The following is an 18,910-nucleotide window of genomic DNA, read 5'->3' as shown; positions in this document are numbered from 1 at the left end:
CTTTCTGAGGGGCAAATTCTACTTATTTTGTCTCATTACCGGATGACCGCTGACGGTGAGACTGGCGGTTTGCCCGTCATGCTGTAGTTCGCCGAAAGCGCCCAATGGCAGAGTGACAGTTTCTGGTTCATGACCAAACGGTAAACCGCGCAGCACGGGAATGGATAACCGCTGCTCTAACATGCGACACATTTCATCGAAATCGTAACCGCCGTCGTAGTCACTTAACGTTGCTCCGTTGAAACTTCCGAGAATCAGGGCTTTCTGGCGAGCTAAAATTCCGGCGTGGTGGAGTTGCAATAGCAGTCGCTCCACGCGGAAAGGGTGCTCGTTAATATCTTCGACCACTAAAATGCCACCATCAATCACGTTGAGCCACGGCGAGCCAATCATTGATACCAGCATCGCGAGATTGCCGCCCCACAGCGTCCCACTTGCCGAACATGCAGGCGTTGAGCTTTGCCAGGTGAGGGTAAATTGCGGCTCAGTAATTGCCTGCCAGAAATGCTGCCAGGTAAAGCTGTTTAACTCATCGGCACCAAAATTACCCGCAAGCATCGGCCCGCTAAAGGTAATGGCACCTGTCTGGGATAAGAGGGCTAACTGGATTGCGGTAAAATCGCTATGCCCGCAAATAATCGGTGTACGTTCGTGGAACGCGTGCCCAAGGCTCGAATAGTCAATATTTTCAAGCAAACGGGATGCACCATAACCACCGCGCACCGCCAGAACGATATCGCATTCATTCGGGAGTGCGGATAAATCCTGAATATCAGCAAGTCGTTGATCGTCAGTTCCGGCGAAACGCTGAAAGCGCCGGGTAACGACGGATTGGTTTTCCACTCGGTGTCCCGCGGCTTTCAGGCGTTCGATACCGCGCGCAGCAGCAGCCTGATTAACACAGAAACCTGAAGGAGCAATCAAACGAATCGTGGACATGGCATTTCCTTGCTGAAAGTGAATTGGTTATCATGCCGTTATCAAAGGTGGTTGTCATCCGCCAGGCGGCGATGAATCAATGTTGTTTACCCCACAGATTTCAATATTCCGGGTAACTTTATAAGGATAGATGCGTGAATATCAGATGGCTCATTGTATTGGTTTTGTTTTTAGCAGGCTGTTCAAGCCATACCACCAAACAGCCCGAGTGGGACCCTACAAAACCGGTACAACGTGCATTAACCTGGATGCCAATAACCGATCAGGCCGCAAAAGAGTGGGGAGTAAGTCCACGAGTGGTTACGGCGATTATTGCTGTGGAATCAGGCGGTAATCCTACGCTCGTCAGCAAGTCCAACGCGGTTGGTCTGATGCAGATTAAAGCCTCAACCGCTGGCCGCGATGTGTATCGCCACCTGGGATGGGGCGGCGAGCCGTCAACCAGCGAGCTCAAAGACCCGGCCCGTAATATTTCGATTGGCACGGCTTATTTAAGCATTCTGGAACATGGCATTCTGGCTGGTATTGAAGATCCGCAAACTATGCAATATGCGTTGCTGGCCTCTTATGCTAACGGTGCAGGGGCTCTGCTCCGAACCTTCTCATCGGATCGCAAAAAGGCCATTAACGAGATTAATGACCTGAGCCCTGACGAGTTTTACGATTACATTGCGAAGAACCACCCGGCACCTCAGGCACCGCGCTATCTATATAAGGTGTCGCGGGCTTTAAACGCCATGTAACAAGTCATTTTTAAAGCACAACCGCACATCCCAGTCACATCGTTTTCTATGCGTCTGGGGTCTGCGGCCTTTCGCCTTTATGCAACTCGAATTTTTTAGTGTCTGTCTTAAACTGTTTACTTCACTCGTTCTGCTTTTTCACGCGCCGATCGTTCCAGCGAAAAAATAATGCGCTGTAGTTCGCGCTCAACGGCCGGGTTCACATTCAGGAAGCGGAAACTCAGGCGAGGGGTGCTGATGGTCTGATTTTTACCGTCGATGACTTTTCGTTCCGAAAGCGTTATCAGCTGCATATCAAAGTGAAACTTACCCCACTGCACTAAATCTATTTCCACCTGTGAGAAACGCATTCCTGTACTCAACCCTTCTGGCAGAGGCCCATCAACCAGTGCGCCCATTCCCCCTAATGACAAATCACATAGCCTGAACTGGAATGGCGAGCCATTAGAGAGCGTGGTATTGCAGAGGTAATAGGGCTGAAGTGGGGCACTGATGCGAAAGTATTCCCGGCGTTGTACGAACCACAAAGCGGGAGGTAGCGGGGCGTGGAATGCCGGTAAGTTCAGGTAACTTATTACCTGCATCTTAGGCATTATAAATTCTACCTTTGCCCCTTCAGTCTCAGCAATGAACTGTATGTTGGTCGCTTTTTGCGCCGCCTGATTTTCATGCCCCTGGCTTCCAAAATCCACGATCAAACCAGTCGCCGTAACCTCAAGGATTTTGCTGATAAATTGCCCCGATGGCCAACTCAGACGAACCGGGACTTGGTTTTTATGGAGATCACGTAACACGCCTAATACTGCCAGAGGACTTTGTTTCAGAAACTGCTCGTTATAGTTACTCAAGGCCAGGTCCATGTTGTGGTTTTTTGAAAGCGGTAAGCAATCTTATCGGCAATAATGTAAAAAACTTAAGATAAATCTCAAGGCGCGATGCGGATAAATTCAATAACTTAGTGATGCTAGTCACATTTTCCTAACATTTGATTATACTTAGCGTACCGACAGACAGAACCCGCGACGAAACTGATGTGGATTCTGGCTTGTTACCACACACAATAATGAAGAGGATGTTCAACATGGGTATTCTGGCCTGGATTATTTTCGGTTTGATAGCTGGTGTTATCGCAAAATTAATTATGCCTGGTAAAGACGGCGGCGGGTTTATCCTGACCTGTATTTTAGGGATTATTGGTGCTGTCGTTGGTGGATGGATTGCAACATTTCTTCATATCGGCGGCAGCGTCACGGGCTTTAACTTGCCAAGTTTCCTTGTCGCAGTAGCAGGTGCGATTATTGTTTTGGTTATTTACCGTATGGTTCGTCGCTAACTATCCTCGTCATACTTGAAGTCGTCTCGGCGTTGGCTGCACTCACTCACCCCAGTAAGCTCCTGGGGATTCCTGAGTTTGCCGCCTTGATGCAACTCCAATTATTTAGAGGATAGGTCTTTACCTATTTTGTAACGGCCCCATTTGGGGCCGTTTTACGTTTGCTACTTTTGCGTGAAGAAATCGTTATATAACATGTAGAGATGTGCGGCGCTCCAGGAGAAATTCGGTGCCCCCTGTTGCGCGCCATTAAGCGGATTATAGTTCTCGCGAATAGGACCATCGCTCATCAGGCCATTGGCGTGGGCAAAGAAACGATTAGCCATCTCCACGGCATCGGCGCGATAGCCATACCGTTCCATTCCTTTTAGCCCAAAGTAGAATTGATCCACCCACACTCGTCCACGCCAATAAATATCAGCGCCAAATGCCGGATTCGTCAGTGCCGCGGTCCCGAGTGGCACGTAAGTATTAAACTCTTTTGGATCTTCCATGACCTTCACGACGGCATCAGCATGGGATTGAGTTGCAGCACCATTAAATAACGGTGACCATCCTTCCGGTCCCTTGCCCCGCGCAACGATTGGTTTGCCGGCACAGCCATTGGCCAAAGGTTTATCTTCAATCCGAATGTCGTAATAGAAGCCCGTGGCATCGTCAAACATACAGGTGTTGATATAGCTGGCCAGTTTCTTAGCGTGCTGGCTAAAGCGTTGTTCATCTTGCGGTTTGCCGAGAATTTTCGCCATTTCAGCCAGATAACTGCTGTCGCTGTACATGTAACTGGCCTGGTCAACTGACTCCTGCAAAAGTGAAAAACCGACAAGGCGCCCACTTGAGTCGCGGTTTTCAGCAAACAGCACCTGCCAGTCTTCGCGTTTGCCGCCTTTATCCAGATAACGTTGCAGTTGGTCAGGGTCGATAAAGCCAAATACGGCAGCGTCATCACGCCCGGACTCCCACGAAGCAGCAACCTGAGCCGGAATATCAATGCTGTCATATTTCCCGCTACGCAAAACTTGGTTGTAGTTCTCAAGCCCTACCATTTTTTGCTCTTTGCTGCCGCGTTTGACGGTAAAGATCATTTCACCCTTTGCGGTGTTGTGGGCTTTGTCACGAGTGGCACCATACTCAGGTACACCATTTCTGTTGTGGTCACGGTTACGTAACCACCAGTCATGATAAGCCGCCAGATGCGGATACATTTCCTCAAGCCAGGCTTTATCCCCCGTGGCTTTGTAGACTTCCATCACAGACCAGGCGGCAAGGCTTGGCTTGGTATTGCGTTCATTCCAGTTGCTACCATCACCGCCACGTTCTGGGTTGGTGTTATAGGCAATCAAATCTGGAACAAAGCCTGCATCCCATGGGCGTAATGGGTCATCGGTTGGAATCTGCCAGGCGAAGACTGCGCGAATGTTATCTTTTGCCACGTCAGGATTAAAATGTGCCATAGCGTAAGCCTGCTTCCAGGTATCCCACGGCCAGGTTTGGTTACCGGAAAACCAGCGTCCAGTTACAGAAGGTGTGACGGAGTCAAATTTCATCGCACCCGCCACGCCAGTTTCCATTCAGCGTTTCGATAGCTTTTACTGCCACTCGGGTTTGCGCCGCCGTCGCGGCAGGGTTTTTTAGCCCGGATTCCAAATAACCTTCCCAGCGCTGCTCGGATGCTGTCTGGTAGGTTTGAGGATGCTTGAGAATATCGGCGATTTTACTTTGTTCTTTTTGTACTTCAGTAGCCGTCAATAAATGAGAATAAGTGGTGTAGAGGGTGATCGAGCTTTCAATATTGGCTTTTGCAATAAAGCGGTGGCCGTCAATTTGGGTGCGCATCGGCAGCGTTTTATGGATTTGGTACTGTGATTGGCCAGATGTCATCAGGTTTGAGTCGGCACGCACTTTGCCAAAAGTGACATTCAGACCATCTGATGTGGCATGTAGCGTGCGGGTGTAGCCCGGAAACGCCTGCTCAATGGTTTCATCAGACTGAGGTTTTTGCTCCTGAAGATGATACTTCTCCAGTAATTCGCCATCCCAAACTAGCTCCAGCGGTGCGTCAGTGGTGATTTCTGTTTCCAACAAGGAGGTGCGTGATGTCACAAAGCGCAACGTCATTTTCACAGTGACACCAGGGGAGGTGAGTGTCTGTATCAATGCCCCAGGAATGCTGTATGCCTTCATTGTAAATGCGATTTTTTTACCATTCTGGTACACGCTCAGGCGGTCGAAATTATTCGCCATAAAGTTGATGTACTCTTCGGTCAGCAAAGCAGGGCCTGGGAAACCACCCATTCCTTCGCTACTTGCTGGCAGCAAATGCCCATGCCAGGCACCATCATCAAAAAGCGGATTAAATCGTTGATGTTCGTCGAAATCGTAATCAAGCATCGCGTGTGGTGCACCGGTGCGATCGATAACGTTCTGGAAATCATTGGCCATTAACGTGGTGGTGTCGTGCTTTGTTGAATGGCAACCCGCGAGCACAAGCAGCATCGCGAGCGGGGCAAGACGGAAAATTGTTTTCATGAAGTATCCTTACCAGTAGAAATATTGCATCACGAATATCGAATTGCTGGCGTTCGTGGTGTCGTTATGAAGATAAAAACGGCTGTCGAGTGCAGTGGCGAGTTTTCCACCAAAGTATTCGTACCAGATACCAAACTGTGCGTAAGAGGTGGTCTGGTCTTCGGCGTTATCTAACAGATGCTGCGCGTAGCTCCAGGCGGTTGAAAGATAAAGTCCTTTAGCAGGTTCAACCATGCCGCTGATCATCATCCCGCTCTCACTACCAGGGTTATAACCATCGCCTTTGCCGGTATGGTGCCAGACTCGTCCTGCGAGGTGTTTACCCTGTAAACCCAGCAGATACATCTGCCCGGTGCCGTCGGTCACTTCCAACCCGCTCAACATGGTTAAATCATCAAGAATGTCGTACTGGAGGTAGCCGTTGATCATCGCCTGATAGGTATATTTATCTGAATAGCGGTCATATTTGCCGAAGTGCAACCACGCTTTGCTCTCGTCGACACGGCTCTCTGGAGCTGCTGTGACACTGTAACGTAGCTTCCCAGTCAGGTTTTGTATCTTAGCGGCGTAGGTTAAATCACGGGTATTGGGGATGACATAGCCATACTCCGGCGTGAAATCTCCCCACCATTGCAAATCGTCCAGCGATGAATCGTTACGGGCACTTAAAATAAACTCGGTGCCTTTATCGGTACGATAGCCGCCATAAAAACGGTTAATCCCACCTTCAAAACCGCCCCAGCTGTGATCGGGAACCCAGGCATTACCATTATTGTCTGCCTGAACCGTCCAGCCTTCCCCATATAGCAGACCAAACCAGTTACCGTGTTTGACCTCAAGGCCGCCTTCGATATAAGTCCCGTCGCTGTATTTATGCTTGTCGTCGCCGTTAAGGTAAACGCTGCCACCCAGGCCCATCTCGCCATAAAAACGAAAGGCGGTGTTACTAGTATCTGCTGTAAGCGAAGGTGGTTGCGGAGTCTGGCGTTCTGCCGGAACAACGCTTTCTGCTGCCAGCAATGCCCCTGCGGGTGCGAACAGTGTTAGCAGCGGTGCCATAGATAAAATCTTAACCATACAATCCACTCCTTGTTGTTATTGCGGTTATCGATCCGTGGAATGCCGCTTATACTAGTTAAATATTTACTAAAATATATACTTAAATCGGTAAAGCGATAAGTGGATCACAATGCGAGTAGGGCTATACACGTAGTCGCAATGCCATTAAGCTATTGTTTTCACCTCTTGATTATTGGGATCTTATGGCTACATTGAAGGAAATCGCTCATGCGGCTCAGGTATCTGTGGCTACGGTTTCACGGGTCCTGAATGACGATCCCACACTGAGCGTGAAGAGTCAGACCCGTCAGAAAATTCTCGAAGCGGCAGAGCGGCTGGAATACAAAGTCCCCAGTGCCAAACGTCAGGCCGGTCAGCGTCTTACCTTTGCGGCTCTTTATACTCATGGGCAAGAGCTGGAAATCAACGATCCCTATTACCTGGCTATGCGTTATGGCATTGAAACTCAATGCGAAAAACTGGGTATTACGCTGGTTTCCTGTTACGACTTCAAAGGCGATCGCCCCTTGGTGGCAGCCGACGGTTTACTGGTAATTGGTAAACCCCAGCCTGCAACACAGGCGGTGCTGGAGCAGCAGGATTTGCCGTTGGTGTATCTCGATGGGGTAACTAACGATCCACGGTTTGACTGCGTAAGCGTTGATTTAGCGAAAATCAGCCAGAAGGTGATAGACTTCTTTATTTCACGTGGTTACCTGCGTATCGGTTTTATCGGTGGCCGGGATGACCCGCAGTATGCCGATCAGCGCGAACAGGCGTTTGTTGATTATGGGCGTAGTAAAAAAGTTGTTCAGCCGCAGGATGTTTACTATGGGGACTTTAGTAGCCAGGCCGGATACCAGTGCGCGATGAAAATGCTTGCATCATCAAGCGATTACCCACCAGCCTTGTTTGTGGCGACCGACTCTATTGCGATTGGTGTTCTACGCGCTCTGCACGAACACGGTATTAAAGTACCAGAGCAACTGGCTCTGATAAGCGTCAACGATATCCCTACCGCGCGCTTTGTTTACCCGGCGCTTTCAACGGTAAGAATTCACTCTGAAACCATCGGTGCGCAGGGTGTAAACCTGCTGATGGAACGCCTGCGTGACGATCGCACCATCCCGCTATCGGTATTTGTCCCCAGCTCTTTGCAATTGCGTGACTCGACAACATCTGAATAAAATCAACAACTCATCCCATAAGCCCTGCTGGTTTCTTACATCAGCAGGGCTTTTTGTTTTATACCGCGTGTTGATTTATTGTGATCGCCACGGCATTTAGTAAACTTTAATTTTTAGTTTTACTAAATATTTACTATTGTTTGCCCATACCCACGTAATGAGGATGTTGGCGTGAACAATTGGGAAAACATAGAAAAACAATCTGAGAACCGACTGCCACCGCGCGCCTGGTTCCACGGTTATGACAGTGTTGAAAAGGCAAAAGAGCTAAACCGCGAGCAAAGCCTGGGCTTTTCATTGCTAAGCGGAAAATGGGCGTTTAACTATTTCGACCATCCGCAAAAAGTACCGGCCGAGTTTTACCACCAGCCTATGGCTGAATGGGGTGAAATCACTGTCCCGGGAATGTGGCAAATGGAAGGCCACGGTAAACTGCAATATACCGATGAAGGTTATCCTTTCCCTATTGATGTGCCTTTTGTTCCTACCAACAACCCAACCGGTGCTTATCAGCGCCAGTTTTCGCTACCGTCAGACTGGTTACAACGCCAGGTCATTATTAAATTCGACGGCGTAGAAACCTACTTTGAAGTTTATGTAAATGGCCACTATGTAGGCTTTAGCAAAGGCAGCCGTCTGAGCGCCGAGTTTGATCTCAGCCCGTATGTGAAGGCCGGAGAAAACTTGCTGAGTGTGCGGGTGATGCAATGGGCTGACTCCACCTATATTGAAGATCAGGATATGTGGTGGATGGCGGGTATTTTCCGTGATGTTTATCTTATTGGTCAGCCGAAAGTTCATGTACATGACTTAACCGTGGTGACGGAATTTGATGAAAACTACTGTGATGCTGAGCTCCAGGTATCGTGCGACTTAAACAATATATCGGCCGCACCTGTCGCGGGTTTGCAACTGCATGCGCAATTGTTTGATGGTGAAAAATGTATCGCTGAGCAAATCCTTGATGCACTTAGCGTACAGAACAGTGCCACCTATCAGTTCCTGATACCTGTAAAACAACCGAAGCAGTGGAATGCTGAGCACCCCAATCTTTATTTACTGCTGCTGACGCTGCGCAATAACCACGGTGAAATCATCGAAGTAGTGCCGCAGCAAGTCGGGTTCCGCGACATCAAAGTGCGCGACGGCCTATTTTACGTTAATGGTCGTTACCTGAAATTGCATGGTGTGAACCGCCATGATCACGATTGCCAGAAAGGCCGTGCAGTCGCTATGGCGCGTGTTGAGCGTGACATCGTCCTGATGAAGCAACACAACATCAACTCAGTACGTACAGCCCATTATCCGAACGATCCGCGTTTCTATGCATTGTGCGACCAGTACGGCCTGTTTGTGATGGCGGAAACTGATGTCGAGAGTCACGGTTTTGCAAACGTCGGCAATATTAGCCGCATCACTGACGATCCAACGTGGGAACAAGCCTACGTCGAGCGTATTGAACGCCACGTTCTGGCGCAGAAAAACCATCCTTCTGTCATCATCTGGTCCCTGGGTAACGAGTCAGGCTACGGCTGCAATATACGTGCGATGGCAGCACGCTGTAAGCAACTTGATCCCACTCGTCTGGTGCATTACGAAGAAGATCGTGACGCCGAAGTCGTGGACGTGATTAGCACAATGTATTCACGCGTCTCAATGATGAATGCCTTTGGTGAATACCCTCATCCTAAACCACGCATTATCTGCGAATACGCCCATGCAATGGGCAACGGGCCTGGCGGGTTAGCGCAATACCAGTCCGTATTTAATCAGCATAAAAGTTTGCAAGGGCATTACGTCTGGGAGTGGTGCGACCATGGCCTGCTGGTGCATGACGAGCAGGGGCGTGAGCGCTATCAGTATGGCGGTGACTACGGCGACTACCCAAACAACTATAACTTCTGCATGGATGGGCTTATCTATCCGGATCAACGTCCAGGCCCAGGCTTGCGTGAGTACAAGCAGGTGCTTTGCCCGGTCAATATTCGCCCGACGCAACAGTGTGATGTGTTGCTGGTGGAGAACCGCTACTGGTTCAGCACACTTGGTGACATCGAGTTCAAGGTCGCATATCAGGTCGATGGTAAAACCATCGCACAGCAAACATTGTCGCTGCCGCATTTGCTGCCAGGTGAAGCCGAAGAGCTGCAATTGACTGCACCTGTGGTGCCAGCAGGTGAAGTGTTTATCAATGTTGAAGTTGTTAAGCGCAGTGCGACAAGCTGGAGTGATGCGATGCACTCGCTTGGTCAGTTCCAGATCTTGCGCCAGCAGGCGGTTTCTCGCGAGTCTTTGCCACTCAATCAGCACAGCACATTACGCTGTGAAACACAGCAAAACAGCCTGGTTATCAGCGGCAATCAATTTTCTCTGACTTTCTGCCGCCTGAGTGGTGAGTTGGTTTCATGGTTGGTAGACGGTGAGGAAATTGTTGGGCGCGCGCCGCATCTAACCTTCTTTAAACCGACTATCGATAACCACAAGCAGGAATTTGAGGGTTTGTGGCAGCCGTATCACGTGCACCTGATGCAGCATAATTTCCGCACCATGCGTCATTTCTCGCAAGGTGAAGATACGGTTGTTGAGGTTACCAGCACGATTGCACCACCAGTGTTTGATTTCGGTATGCGCTGTACTTATCAGTGGCGCATAACTCCGGCAGGCCATGTCAGCCTGGATTTGTCAGGTACACCATATGGAAACTATCAGGCCATTGTTCCAAAAATTGGCCTCGATTTCGGCATCAGCACACGCTTTAAACAGGTTGAGTATTATGGCCGTGGGCCAGGTGAAAACTATGCTGACAGCTGCCAAAGCAATCTGATTGGCCATTACCGCCAGCCGGTAGAAAGCCTTTTTGAAAACTACCCGTTCCCACAGGATAACGGCAACCGCCAGGATGTGCGTTGGTTGAGTGTTGAAGATGAAAAGGGTAACGGTATTTTCATCCAGCCATCTAAGCCGATTAACTTCAGCCTATGGCCATATAGCGCAGAAATGTTGCAACAGGCGCAGCACATTAATGAGCTGGAAAAGGGCGATTACCTGACATTAAACCTCGATGATCAAATCCTCGGACTTGGCTCCAACTCATGGGGTTCCGAAGTGCTGGATTCATTCCGCGTTTACCTCAAACCATTCCACTACGGTTTCACTATGGTGCCGTTCAGTAAAGCGCAGGTGGAGACGGTTGATCTCGCGAAATACGATTTCCAACCGCAAACCAACCGCGCACTTTCTTGATAGGGCAAACGTAATGATTATTTTAAATACCTTAGAAGATTTTAAGCAGATTTATCGTGCGGGGAAAAAATGGCAGCGTTGTATCGAAGCTATTAATAACCTCGAAAATATTCAGCCTAATATTTTTTATTCAATTGGTGATTCTTTGGTTTATCGCCTTGCAGAAGGCCCAGTAAATAACATGGATTTATTCGAAGGGAATCGCCGTTATTTCGATGTTCATTATTACCTTGCGGGACAAGAAACCGTTGAGGTTGCAGCGAAAAACGAGTTAACCCCAGAAATTGCTTACAGCGATGAAACTGACCGTGAGTTTTTGCGCGGGCAGGGTGTTAAACATCAGCTTAACGCCGGAAACGTCATCATCTGTGAAAACCACGAAGCACACCGGTTTTCGCAGGGGAATGACGTCAAAAAAGTGATTTTAAAAGTCACGATTGAAGAAACGTATTTTCTAAATAAATAGGGTGTTAAACGCCTGACTGGTGTCGGATGGCACAAGTGCTATCCGACCTACGAAAAAAAATTATTAAAATTTACCCTACAGTGTGGAGTTCGTATGGCTTCAACAAACAGAAATACTATTGGCAAGTTCGGGTTATTAGCGATGACATTTGCGGCGGTGTTTAGCTTCAATAACGTCATTAATAACAATATTCAGTTAGGTATCGCATCGGCACCGGTTTTCCTGGTGGCGACACTCATTTATTTTATTCCGTTCTGTTTAATCATCGCGGAATTCGTCTCACTGAACCGTAATTCCGAAGCGGGTGTTTATGCCTGGGTGAAGAGTGCGTTAGGTGGCCGCTGGGCATTTATCACCGCCTATACCTACTGGTTTGTTAACCTGTTTTTCTTTACCTCGTTACTACCGCGAGTTATTGCCTACGCCTCATATGCGTTTCTTGGCTATGACTATATTTTCACGCCGATAACGACGGCAATAATCAGCATTTGCCTGTTTGCTTTTTCCACCTGGATTTCAAACCACGGGGCAAAATTGTTGGGGCCGATGACCTCAGTCACCTCCACGCTGATGCTTCTCCTTACGTTCTCCTACATCATTCTTGCAGGGGCTGCCGTGATTGGTGGCGTCGAACCGGCTGACCCAATCAACGTGCAGGCGATTACACCGCAGTTTAGCTGGGCATTCCTCGGTATTATCGCGTGGATTTTCCAGGCCGCAGGTGGTGCTGAGTCGGTTGCGGTGTACGTCAATGACGTAAAAGGCGGCAGCAAAGCCTTTGTTAAAGTGATCATTTTGTCTGGTTTATTCATCGGTGGCCTTTATACCGTCTCCTCACTGCTGATTAACGTCTTTGTTCATAAAGCTGATTTGCATTACACCGGCGGTACGGTGCAGGTATTTGAAGGGCTGGCGAATCACTTTGGCTTGCCAACGTCGCTGATGAACCGCTTTGTCGGGATTGTCTCCTTTACTGCGATGTTTGGCTCACTGCTGATGTGGACTGCTGCTCCTGTGAAAATCTTCTTTACCGAAATTCCAAAAGGTATTTTTGGTGAGAAAACCGTGCGTCTTAACCAGCATGGCGTACCGACTCGTGCAGCGTGGATTCAGTTCCTGATTGTTATCCCATTGATGCTTATCCCAACCGTGGGTTCGGGTAGCGTACAGGAGTTGATGAACACGCTTATTAACATGACCGCTGCCGCGTCAATGTTGCCGCCGCTGTTTATCATGCTTGCCTATCTGAACCTGCGTATGAAATACGATGAGGTCAATCGTGATTTCCGTATGGGCACACGGATGCAGGGGATCACCATTGTGAGCGTGTTGATAGTCATTTTCACCGTCGGGTTTATTGCATCCACATTCCCGACGGGTGCCAGCATTATGACTATCGTGTTTTATAACGTCGGTGGGTTGGTTATCTTCCTGGGCTACGCCTGGTGGAAATACAATAAATACGAGAAAGGGCTGGATGCCAGAGCGCGTTACGAAGCGGATACACCGCTTGCACAAATTGCGCTGGAACAGCAGCAGGGAAAGCCAGCTTCACCGCTAGCAGGTGAGGTCGCGATAACACGTCAGCCATAGAAAAACGGCCCCAAACGGGGCCGTATCTATGTTTCGCAGGTCGGATTAGCGAGGCGACATCCGACACTAGCGTTAACAAAACTTAAAAATCATATCCCACGGTCGCAATAACAGAACGCTCTGCACCCCAGTAGCAATAGCCGGTACCGTAACAGCCCGCAACGTAATCACGGCCTGTCAGGTTGGTGGCATTAACTTGCACGAAAGCCCCTTTCAAAGATGGCGTCCACGCACCCATATCGGCACGTACCATCGCATCAAGCAGAGTGACAGAAGGTACACGCAGGGTATTCTCGTTATCTGCCCATTGCTTGCCAATGTAGCGTACGCCCGCACCCAGACTGATACCTAAGTCGGCTTTGAACATTCCCCACAAGCTTGCCATTTGGTCAGGTGTAACATACGGCGTGTTGCCATCGTTACCGTCGATTGCATCTTTAAAGCGTACTTTGTTGTATGTGTAACCAGCGATGGTTGAGAAACGCTGATTCCACTGTGAACGCGCTTCCAGCTCAACGCCCTGCGAGTGAACTTTACCTGCTGGCTCAAAGTAGCTGCCCTGAACTACACGGTTACCGACATCTTTTTGTGTCAGGTCGTACAGCGCAACGGTATACATATCTACTGTGCCAGCTGGCTGATATTTCACACCCGCTTCGTACTGTTCGGCAGTGGTCGGCTTCAGCAATTTGCCTTCTGCATCAGGCAGAACCTGCGGTGTAATTGCCTGGCTGTAACTGACGTAAGGAGAAACCCCGTTGTTGAACGCATAAAGCAGGGAGGCACGTCCGCTGAAATGATCATCAGTGCGGTTATCTGTCACGTCACTATCAATGGCTTCAGCCACGATATGGCTTTTGGTCACCATATGGTCGTAACGACCAGACAGCGTCATATGCCACTGATTCCACTTCATATCATCTTGTAAATAGACGCCTGTTTGTTCGTACTGACGCTTACCTGCTTTGGTCAACAGACCCTGGTTGATAGTGGAGTAAGTCGGGTCACGCGGATCGTAATAGTAGAAACCGCCAGGTCCACCGGACTCGCCCGTCCATGGGTTTAGGTTGGTGGTATAAGCAGAATCGTCAGACAGGTTATTGGTGTATTTATGGAATTCCCCGCCAAGCACCACTTTGTGGTCCAGTTCGCCGGTTGCGAAATCTGCTTCCAGTTGGTTATCGATGGCGTAAGCGTCGAGAGACGAGGTTTCACCGCTGTAATAACGCATCAATTCGTCGTGCGCGGCATCTGCCCAGCCAATCTGGTAAGCCTGCTTGAGGCCCACGTTTGAGTGGGTGTAGCTGGCGTTGGAGCGGAACGCCCAAGTGTCATTAAAGCTATGAGCGAACTCGTAACTGTAAATCTGCTGGTGGCGTTTGAATTCGTCATTGCCCGGTTCTACATCAGAGAAGCCGGTGCTGAGTTTACGGCCAGTAGACGAATAGAGACTACCATCTGCCGGAACCGATCCGTGGAAGCCACCTGAAGGATCTTTTTCCAGGTATGCACGCATCACCAATGAGGTATTTTCGCTCGGCTGCCATAACACAGACGGGGAGATGGCATAGCGTTCTTCACGGGTTTTCTCATACTGGGTATCAGTATTTTTTGTCATACCGATGAGGCGCCAGGCCCATTCATCGTTAATCGCATTGGTATAGTCGAATGCGGTGCCGGTGGTATTGTTGTTACCGTACATGGCACGAACGTGGCCTTCCTCAATGAACTGCGGTCGCTTTGAGGTCTCCATTACCAGTCCGCCAGGAATGGTTTGTCCGTAAAGAGCTGAAGAAGGCCCTTTGATAACGTCAATACGCTCAAGGAACCATGGATCAACCTGCACCACGTTGTAGCTCCCGCCGTCACTCATCAGGCGCAAGCCATCAAGGAAGATGTTATTCACATCACCTCCGTGGAAACCGCGCAGTGCGACAGTGTCATAACGAGTTGCACCACCAGCAAAACCAGTGAAAGCACCCGGGGTGTAGTTGAGCGCGCTGTTTACAGATAATGCACCCTGATCATCAATTTGTTGACGAGTCACGACAGACACCGACTGACCGGTAGTGATTAACGGCTCATCAGTTTTGGTAGCACCACGACTGACCGTCGCGCTGTAACCCTGAGTTGGGCTGGTGGAGGTTTCTGTCAGTGTATCGGTCACAATAACGGTATCTTCCGCCATCGCGTAGGTTGGAGCAGCAAGAGCAAGCGCGCAGAGTAAAGCGGAACGCTTTACGGTAAATGCCAGTTTCATTTAATTATTTTCCCGAGAATGTCTTTTTTGTTATCACCTGAAGGGCCGATCTGTGTCGGAGAGGTTGGTATAAATTCAGGCGATCTTATAACGAATAGGAATGCGAATTATTATTGTTATTGTTTGTGTAAGCAAGTGCAAATATTGGCAGGTAGAGAATTAAAACCCATGAAAATATTAGTGTTTTTACAGAGGAGTACGACCCTCTCCATGGGAGAAGGTCTAACGGGAGTCGGTTGAGGGGGGGATTTTTACTCCTTCTCCTGGAGAAAAGGAGAAGGAGGGGATGAGGCCGTTGGAACGACGTTACTGGGTTGAAGCCGCCGTAGGTTTTGTAGTTTCAGTCACAGGCCCCGGTGTTGCAGAAGGCAATTTATCCGGTGTGGAATCGCAGGGCTTCTCTTTACCGCATAACAAATCGAGCATTTTCAGCGTCACGCCGTTGGTCCAACCAAAACCATCCTGGAGAGGATATTCTCCGCCACCACCGCCCGTACCCGTGCTGGATACATCATACTTTTCAACCAGTTTCTGCTCGCGGTTGTAGGTATGCTGCACATTGGTGAGGAAGCGCCAGGTGACTTCCATGGCTAAATCTTTATGCCCATAGTTCTGCAGCCCTTCGGTGGCCACCCATTGCAAGGGAGCCCAGCCATTTGGGGCATCCCACTGCTGGCCCGTGTTCAGATTGGTTGTTGCAAGTCCACCAGCTTTAAGCAATTGCGCACGGGTGATGGTTGCCATTTTGTCCGCGCGCTCTTTCGAGGCCGCATGCACATAAAGTGGGAACAGTGCGGCGGCGGTCAACTGAGAACGAACAGCGTTAGTTTTGAGATCGTAATCGGCATACCAGTCCTGTTTGCTATTCCACAAATGCGCTTCCATAGCTTTCTGGCGAGCATCTGCCAGTTGCTGGTATTGCGTTGCTGCACTGGTGTCTTTCGCTACAGTGCTGGCGTGCGCCAGCGTTTTCTCCATCTGGAATAACAGGGCGTTTAAATCCACTGGCACGATTGAGGTGGTGCGAATCGAACCAAGTTGTTCTGGGTTATCCATCCAGCGAGAGCTGAAATCCCAGCCCGAGGCGGCAGCGGCACGCAAATCACGATAGATTTCTGTTGCCGGGCGATTCGGGTTGTTCTTCGCGGTAGTCACATCATCCAGATAAGATTCAGTACGTGGCGTATCTCTGTCATCCCAATAGCGGTTCAGGACTGAACCATCTTTAAGTTTCACCACGCGCAGGTTTTCAGAACCCGGTTGCAGCGTATCGCTGCCCTGCATCCAGTAGGCGTACTCTTTTTTCAATTGGGGCAGGTAAGTGGTGTAGGTTTCATCACCGTTATGGCTGGCCAACAGTTTGACCATAAAGGCAAAGAACGGTGGTTGCGAACGGCTCAGATAATAACTGCGGTTGCCATTGGGAATATGCCCCCAGGCATCAATTTCATGGGCAAAGTTGTCCACCATATCCTGCACTTTGTCCCAGTGACCGCTTTCTGCAAGCCCAAGCATGGTGAAATAGCTGTCCCAATAATAAACTTCGCGGAAACGCCCGCCGGGTACGACATACGGCTTAGGTAGCGGCAGCAACGAGTCCCATTTATCAACGCTATCTGTGGTGCGCGTTAGCACCGGCCACAGGCTATCAATATGTTCACGCAGCGTCTGTCCTTCAGGTGGAACATATTTTTCACCCTCGCGCGGCAAGGTGAAGTTCACATTCACAAAATGACGTAAATCGAAGCCAGATTGATTGCGCTGCATGCGGTAGTCCGCAAGGATCATTAACGGATCGTTATTAGGAACCGCATCTGCAAATGTCTTTTGGTCAGGGAATAATTTTGCAGTCTGGACATCGGTAAATAACGGGCCAAGGAGCACATCTGGTGGCTGGGGCTGCGGTTGTTGTTCGTCAGCCGCCGAAGCGGGCAAGGTAAAAGCGACGAACGCACAACCGATAGCTATTTGAATCGCAAGCAATAAACTACGAGGACGGCGCAAAGCAGGATTTATCATCTATTGTTCTCCTTTTCATGATCGCGTGAAGTTTTAGCGATCAACCCTATGAAAACCTTAGACGAATTTGCGGGCAGTACCAGGTGCCATGTCGCATATTAAAGGAAAGCAGATAATTTACCGGTGGCACTGGCTCTTACCCTTGCGGATTAATCAACCATGTTCCTGCTTTTTCCACAGACAACGTCATGTTTCGCGTCTGTTTATTATCACGCAGGGTAATCTGATATTTTCCGGCAGGCAGTTGCAGGAAACCATAACCATTGGCCCCCGGTGTGATTTTTTCTGTTTTGCCATTCACATTCAACTCTTCACCGTCATTCATGCGGACATAAACGCGCGCCAGCATACCGTCAGTGGCGGGTAGAGCAGCTGGAGTTGCCACCGCCTGGACTTTTTGTACCGCGGGTGACTCAAGTTTCGCTGTCTCGGAAGTCGGTGTTGTCGAGAAATGGCCACCAAAAATAACCGCACCTATAGCCACGCCGACCAACAAACTAGCCGCTATCTGTAGTGGCAATTTGTAGCGTTTGCGTAAAGGAGACAGCGGGGTAATCTCTGCATCTTCCAGAGCAACCAACATGGTCCCTGGTTGTTTTAGCGATGCGAGGCCATTGATGCCGCTCATCGGAATCTCGGCAAGGGCTGCAAATTCAGCAATAGATTGCGGGCGGTCTTCAGGTTTTAGCGCCAGGGCGTGATCGACGGCCTGCAACAAACTCTGGGAATAGCCTTCAGGGCGATTCTTCGCGAGCTTAACGCAAGGGTCCTGAATCGTGCGGGTGACACTGGCTGGAGGGCAGGTGCCTGTTATCAAAGTATATAGAATGGCGCCGAGTGCATAGATATCAGTCCACGGCCCTAGTTGGTTTTCGAGATCGTCAGCGTACTGTTCCAACGGGGCAAAACCAGGATTAAGCGGCGTTTTAATCTCGTCGCTGTTTTCTGAATTGGCACGTAGTGGAGCACCTGCATTAAGTAGCAGCGGCGCTCCGTTGTCCTGAATTTGAATACTGCGCAGGGACAAATCACGATGAATAAATCCTTCGTCGTGCAATGTTGCCAGCGCCCCGCACAGCATCGGCAATATCCTGCGTAACCAGGCATCGTTGATGATTTCAGGATGTTGTTGATGAAGTTCGGCAAGCGTCATACCGCTGGAGTAACGTGTTGCCGCATAAGCGGTTTCGTTTTGCGTCCAGAAGCTTAAAACCTGAAGCAGGTTTGGGTGGTTGAATTGCGCAAGCTGACGAGCCGACTGCACAAAACGATTCATACCCGAGCTGAATGCCTGGCTATCTTGTTTACTGCGCAAAACCAGCTGCATATTGTCGCTACGTATGGTCAGCGCACGCGGCATAAACTCATTGATAGTTACCGGTCGTTCGAGTTGATGATCCCACGCTTTATAAACCACGCTGGTGTTGGTGGACTCAGTCACTTTCTGAATTTCAAACTCGTCGAAACGGAAACCTGGTGGCAGAGCGTCGGGAAGCTCTTGTTCGTAATCTTTATCAGTCATGATGGCCTTTCTCTGCA

Annotated in this window: 12 protein-coding genes and 1 pseudogene; 6 read left to right on the top strand and 7 right to left on the bottom strand. The window is 49.5% G+C overall.

Annotated features, from left to right (window positions below):
* Nucleotides 1-18: 18 nt before the first annotated feature.
* Nucleotides 19-939: a muramoyltetrapeptide carboxypeptidase gene (gene ldcA / locus M977_RS01800; protein ID WP_064511832.1), complete on the bottom strand. Its 921-nt coding sequence runs from the start codon at nt 937-939 to the stop codon at nt 19-21.
* Nucleotides 940-1,073: 134 nt separating this feature from the next.
* Here ldcA and emtA point away from each other — a divergent pair, with 134 nt between their 5' ends.
* The gene (gene emtA, locus M977_RS01795) at nt 1,074-1,682 is read left to right on the top strand and encodes a membrane-bound lytic murein transglycosylase EmtA (protein WP_034455250.1); all 609 of its coding nucleotides are present in this window, start codon (nt 1,074-1,076) and stop codon (nt 1,680-1,682) included.
* Between the two features lie 116 nt (nt 1,683-1,798).
* Here the strand turns inward: emtA and ycgR are convergent, their stop codons facing one another.
* Nucleotides 1,799-2,530, bottom strand: coding sequence for a flagellar brake protein YcgR (gene ycgR, locus M977_RS01790; RefSeq protein WP_064511890.1), 732 nt, complete (start codon nt 2,528-2,530; stop codon nt 1,799-1,801).
* Between the two features lie 233 nt (nt 2,531-2,763).
* Here ycgR and M977_RS01785 point away from each other — a divergent pair, with 233 nt between their 5' ends.
* Nucleotides 2,764-3,015: a GlsB/YeaQ/YmgE family stress response membrane protein gene (locus M977_RS01785; RefSeq protein ID WP_064511831.1), complete on the top strand. Its 252-nt coding sequence runs from the start codon at nt 2,764-2,766 to the stop codon at nt 3,013-3,015.
* A gap of 164 nt (nt 3,016-3,179) precedes the next feature.
* Here M977_RS01785 and ygjK read toward each other — a convergent pair.
* Nucleotides 3,180-5,544 (bottom strand): annotated as a pseudogene (ygjK, locus tag M977_RS01780) (alpha-glucosidase).
* A 9-nt stretch (nt 5,545-5,553) separates the two neighbouring features.
* Nucleotides 5,554-6,594, bottom strand: coding sequence for a protein YgjJ (gene ygjJ / locus M977_RS01775; protein ID WP_425339033.1), 1,041 nt, complete (start codon nt 6,592-6,594; stop codon nt 5,554-5,556).
* Nucleotides 6,595-6,806: 212 nt separating this feature from the next.
* On the opposite strand from ygjJ, the gene ebgR reads away from it, so the two are divergent.
* From ebgR to M977_RS01755, 4 genes are all read left to right on the top strand, one after another.
* On the top strand, nt 6,807-7,790 hold the full coding sequence (gene ebgR, locus M977_RS01770) for a transcriptional regulator EbgR (protein ID WP_064511829.1): 984 nt from the start codon (nt 6,807-6,809) through the stop codon (nt 7,788-7,790).
* A gap of 171 nt (nt 7,791-7,961) precedes the next feature.
* A complete protein-coding gene (ebgA, locus tag M977_RS01765; protein WP_064511828.1) occupies nt 7,962-11,033 on the top strand; it encodes a beta-galactosidase subunit alpha in 3,072 nt (1,023 codons plus the stop codon).
* Between the two features lie 13 nt (nt 11,034-11,046).
* Nucleotides 11,047-11,499: a beta-galactosidase subunit beta gene (locus tag M977_RS01760; protein ID WP_064511827.1), complete on the top strand. Its 453-nt coding sequence runs from the start codon at nt 11,047-11,049 to the stop codon at nt 11,497-11,499.
* Between the two features lie 93 nt (nt 11,500-11,592).
* A complete protein-coding gene (locus tag M977_RS01755) occupies nt 11,593-13,092 on the top strand; it encodes an amino acid permease (RefSeq protein WP_064511826.1) in 1,500 nt (499 codons plus the stop codon).
* Nucleotides 13,093-13,174: 82 nt separating this feature from the next.
* On the opposite strand, the gene M977_RS01750 is transcribed toward M977_RS01755, so the two are convergent.
* From M977_RS01750 to M977_RS01740, 3 genes are all read right to left on the bottom strand, one after another.
* Entirely contained in the window at nt 13,175-15,352 is a 2,178-nt protein-coding gene (locus tag M977_RS01750) for a TonB-dependent siderophore receptor (RefSeq protein WP_064511825.1), read from the bottom strand.
* Nucleotides 15,353-15,658: 306 nt separating this feature from the next.
* The gene (locus M977_RS01745; protein ID WP_064511824.1) at nt 15,659-17,371 is read right to left on the bottom strand and encodes an alpha,alpha-trehalase; all 1,713 of its coding nucleotides are present in this window, start codon (nt 17,369-17,371) and stop codon (nt 15,659-15,661) included.
* Between the two features lie 136 nt (nt 17,372-17,507).
* Nucleotides 17,508-18,893: a serine/threonine protein kinase gene (locus tag M977_RS01740; protein WP_064511823.1), complete on the bottom strand. Its 1,386-nt coding sequence runs from the start codon at nt 18,891-18,893 to the stop codon at nt 17,508-17,510.
* Nucleotides 18,894-18,910 lie beyond the last annotated feature (17 nt).

Source organism: Buttiauxella gaviniae ATCC 51604 (genome assembly GCF_001654835.1).
Classification (GTDB): domain Bacteria; phylum Pseudomonadota; class Gammaproteobacteria; order Enterobacterales; family Enterobacteriaceae; genus Buttiauxella; species Buttiauxella gaviniae.
The sequence above is the reverse complement of the archived record's forward strand: the minus strand, read 5'-3'. Positions and strand labels throughout refer to the sequence as shown.

Coding starts and splice junctions, on each gene's coding strand:
- ldcA (WP_064511832.1), bottom strand. CDS start 939: ATGTCCACGATTCGTTTGATTGCTCCTTCAGGTTTCTGTGTTAATCAG.
- M977_RS01785 (WP_064511831.1), top strand. CDS start 2,764: ATGGGTATTCTGGCCTGGATTATTTTCGGTTTGATAGCTGGTGTTATC.
- ebgR (WP_064511829.1), top strand. CDS start 6,807: ATGGCTACATTGAAGGAAATCGCTCATGCGGCTCAGGTATCTGTGGCT.
- M977_RS01760 (WP_064511827.1), top strand. CDS start 11,047: ATGATTATTTTAAATACCTTAGAAGATTTTAAGCAGATTTATCGTGCG.
- M977_RS01755 (WP_064511826.1), top strand. CDS start 11,593: ATGGCTTCAACAAACAGAAATACTATTGGCAAGTTCGGGTTATTAGCG.
- M977_RS01750 (WP_064511825.1), bottom strand. CDS start 15,352: ATGAAACTGGCATTTACCGTAAAGCGTTCCGCTTTACTCTGCGCGCTT.
- M977_RS01745 (WP_064511824.1), bottom strand. CDS start 17,371: ATGATAAATCCTGCTTTGCGCCGTCCTCGTAGTTTATTGCTTGCGATT.
- M977_RS01740 (WP_064511823.1), bottom strand. CDS start 18,893: ATGACTGATAAAGATTACGAACAAGAGCTTCCCGACGCTCTGCCACCA.